This is a genomic window from Xanthomonas sp. SHU 308, assembly GCF_000364645.1.
Lineage (GTDB): Bacteria > Pseudomonadota > Gammaproteobacteria > Xanthomonadales > Xanthomonadaceae > Xanthomonas_A > Xanthomonas_A sontii.
This window is the reverse complement of sequence record NZ_AQOK01000267.1, coordinates 1-3,667: the sequence shown is the minus strand read 5'-3', so window position 1 is coordinate 3,667 and position 3,667 is coordinate 1. Positions and strand designations below refer to the sequence as shown.

The 3,667-nt window shown below is 72.4% G+C and carries 2 protein-coding genes; both read right to left on the bottom strand.

What is annotated here, in order from left to right:
* The coding region (locus tag D588_RS24420; RefSeq protein WP_017915855.1) for a two-component regulator propeller domain-containing protein at positions 1-2,457 on the bottom strand (2,457 nt) is incomplete at its 3' end.
* A 110-nt stretch (positions 2,458-2,567) separates the two neighbouring features.
* Positions 2,568-3,667 (bottom strand): ATP-binding protein (locus D588_RS0109865; RefSeq protein WP_017915854.1); only part of this gene is annotated, 1,100 nt, incomplete at its 5' end.

The following is a 3,667-nucleotide window of genomic DNA, read 5'->3' as shown; positions in this document are numbered from 1 at the left end:
CGGCGTGCGCACCTCGTGGCCGAGCGTGGCCAGGAAGCGGGTCTTGGCCAGCGAGGCCTGCTCGGCCACCTCCTGCTTGTGCACCGCCAGTTGCCAGGCGGCGCGCCGGCGCAGCCGCCGCCGGTACAGGTACGCGAGCAACCACAGCGCCAGCACCGCCAGCACCGCCAGCCCGGCGATGCCCCAGGGGCTGCGCCACCACGGCGGCAGCACGCGGAAGTGCAGGCTGACCACGTTCGACCAGACCTTGTCGGCGGTACGCGCCTGCATCTCCAGGGTGTAGTGGCCCGACGGCAGCCGCGAGAACAGACGCTCGCCGCTGGCGCCCACATCGACCCAATCCGGGTCGTAGCCGCTGAGGCGGAAGCGGTAGGTGTTGGCGTCGGTGTCGGAGAACGACAGCAGGCGCGCGACCACGTGCAGATCGCGGTCGCCTTCCTGCAGCACGATGCGGTCGGCGTGCAGCAGGTCCAGGCCGCGCTCGCCGCGGCGCACGCCGATGCGCTCGATCACCAGCGGCGGCTGCCGCCGCGACGGCACCACCTGCGACGGCTCGAACAGCACCACGCCGTCCGGGGTGCCGCCGAGGATCTGCCCGCTGCGCGCCTGCACCAGGGTACGGATCTGGAACTCCTGGTTGGGCAGGCCATCGTGCACGCCGTAGGAGCGGATCGCCTTGCTCGCCGGATCGACCCGGATCAGCCCGCGCACGCTGCTCAGCCAGGCCACGCCGCTGGCATCGACCACCAGGCCGTTCGGCGCCAGCGCCGGGAACTCCTGTTCGGCATCGATGCGGTCGAGCAGGCTCAGCCGGCTGCCGTCCCACAGATAACGCTCCAGGCAGCCGACGCTGGCCAGCCAGACCACGTTGCCGTCGCTGATCGCCAGGGCGCTCAGCGGGCGCTGCGGTGCACCGGGCACCGCTTCGAACCGCGCGCGCTCCGGACTCCAGGCGAGCAGGCCGTGCTGCCCCAGCAACCAGGGCTGGCCCTGCGGCCCGAGGCTGGCCTCCTGCACGGTCAGATCCGCAGGCAGGCCGGCGCTTCCCGGCGCCATGGTGCGCAGCACGTGGCCATCGAGGTCGCGCACCTGCACGCCGGTGATGTCGCTGAAGATCCAGACGTGACGGTCGCTGCTGAAGACGATCCGATCCACCTGGTCCATCATCGGCGCATCGGCCCCGGCGTCCTTGCCCCAGCGCCGGACCTCGCCGCTGGCCGGGTCGTAGCGCAGCACCGCCCCCGCGGCCGCCGCCCACAGCCGGCCCTGCGGGTCTTCGGCGATCGCCCGCGCCCAGTCCAGACCGAACATCGCGCGCATGTGCCGATGCACGGCGCCGGTGGCCGGATCGAGCTTGTCCAGCACGCCACGCGTGCCGGCCAGCCACACGCCGCCGTCGCGGGAAGCGGCGGTGGCCAGCACGTAGGGGTTGCCCATCGACTCCGGGTCGTCCACCCGATAGGACAGCACCGAGAACTGCTGCCAGTTGGCCGGCAGATGCCACAGCCCGGCATTGCCGCTGGCGAACCACAGGCCGCCCTCGCGATCCTCGAAGGCCAGCGACCAGTTCGGCTTGACCAGTCCGTGCGCGGAGTTGCTGTACAGCGGCACGTTGCGGATCACGCCGGACTCGCTCTCGCGGCCCAGCCCGTCCATGGTGTCGAACCAGCGCGTGCCGTGGCGGTCGTGGACCAGCATGCCCAGCACGCTGTCGCCGGGCATGTTGCGCCAGTACGGCTCCACCACGCTGGCGTCGGCGCGCAGCAGGCGCACCCCGCCCAGGGTGGAAACCCACAGCGTATCGTCGCGCTCGGGCGTCAGCCCCTGCACTTCAGGTCGCGGCAGCGCGTCGGCGGCGACGCGCTGGAAATCGTGGCCGGTCCAGCGCGCCAGGCCGCCGCGTGTGCCCACCCACAGGGTGCCGTCCGGCGTGGTCGCCAGATGGGTGACGCTGGCCGAAGGCAGGCTGCGTGCGTCGCCGGGGATCGGCATGAAGCGGCGCAGGCGGCCGTCCGGCTGCAACTGGTGCAGGCCGCCGGCGGAGGTCCCGAACCAGACGCTGCCGTCCGGCGTGGACGCGATGGACCACACGGTGGTGGAGCCGATCTGCGGATAGGTGCTGCGATCGTAGTAGCGGAACTGCCGGCGATCGGCCGAGAGCATGCCCAGTCCGGCGCCGTCGGTCCCGAACCAGACCCGGTTCTGCGCATCGACGTGCACCGACCAGATCTTGTTGTGGTGCAGGCCGTCCTCGATCCGCCAGATGCGGTAGCCGCGTCCGTCGAAGCGCGCCAGGCCATCGCTGCTGGCCAGCCACAGGTAGCCGAGCTTGTCCTCGGCGAAGCCATTGATGCTGTTGGACGGCAAGCCGTCGGCCACGGTCAGTTGGCGCGGCTGCGGCGTCGGCGGCACTGCCGCGCCGGCGACCGCGGACCACGCCAGCAGCAGCCATCCCAAGATCCGTCTCGACCGCATCGCCTCTGTCTCCCCGACGGGCATCCGTCCCGCGCCACCGACGCCATCGTCGGCGATAAGCGCCGGCGCTGGCAACCGCGTCCCGCATCGACTCAGAGCGGCGGCGGCGCCCCGTCCAGCACCGCGTCGATGGCCCCTTCCAGCATCTGCCCGGTGACCGGCTTGCGCACGAACCCGGCGAATCCGGCGGCGCGTGCGGCGGCCTCGGCCTCGCCGTCGGAGCGCGCGGTCACCGCCAGCAGCGGGAAGCCATGGCCCAGCGCACGCAACTGCCGCGCCAGCGCCAGGCCGTCGAGCGCCGGCAGGTCCAGGTCGAGCAGGCCGATGTCGAAGCTGCCCTGGCTGGCTTCGGTCAGCGCCTCCAGGCCGTGCGCGGCCCAGGTCACCTGATGGCCGCGGCCGCGCAGCAGTTCGACCATCACCTGGGCCACGGTCGGTTCGTCCTCGACCAGCAGGATACGCAGCGCGGTGCGCGCGCGCGGTGCCGGCACCGGGACCGCCGCCGGTTCCTGCGCCGGACGCCAGCGCAGCGGCAGGCCCACGCGGAAACGCGCGCCGTGCCCCAGCCGGCTCTCGACCTGGATGCGCCCGCCCATCGCCATCGCCAGTTCCTGGCTGATCGCCAGGCCCAGGCCGCTGCCGCCGTAGCGTGCGGCGGTACGCGGCCCGTCGGCCTGCTCGAAGCGCTGGAACAATCGCGCCTGCTGTTCGGCGTTGATGCCCGGCCCGGTGTCGGCGACCTCGAAGCGCACGCCCTGCTGCGGCTGTAGCGGCGCCACCCGCAACTGCACGCTGCCGTGCTCGGTGAACTTGATGGCGTTGTTGAGCAGGTTCAGCAGGATCTGCCGCACCCGCGTGGCGTCGCCGCGCGCGGTGACCTGCGGCGGCATGGCGTTGTCCAGGGCGAAGACCAGCCCGCGGCTGCGCGCCATCGGCCCCATCATCGCCTCCAGTTCGGCGATCAGCCGGCCCAGGTCGAACGGCTGCTGTTCCAGTTCCAGGCGCCCGGCCTCGATCCGCGCCAGGTCCAGCGCATCGTTGACCAGGCGCAGCAGGTGCGAGCCCGCGTCGCGGATCGATTCGGTGTAGCGGCGCTGCCTGGTGTCCAGCGGCGTGGCCAGCAGCAGTTCGCTCATGCCCAGCACCCCGGTCATCGGCGTGCGCACCTCGTGGCCGAGCGTGGCCAGGAAGC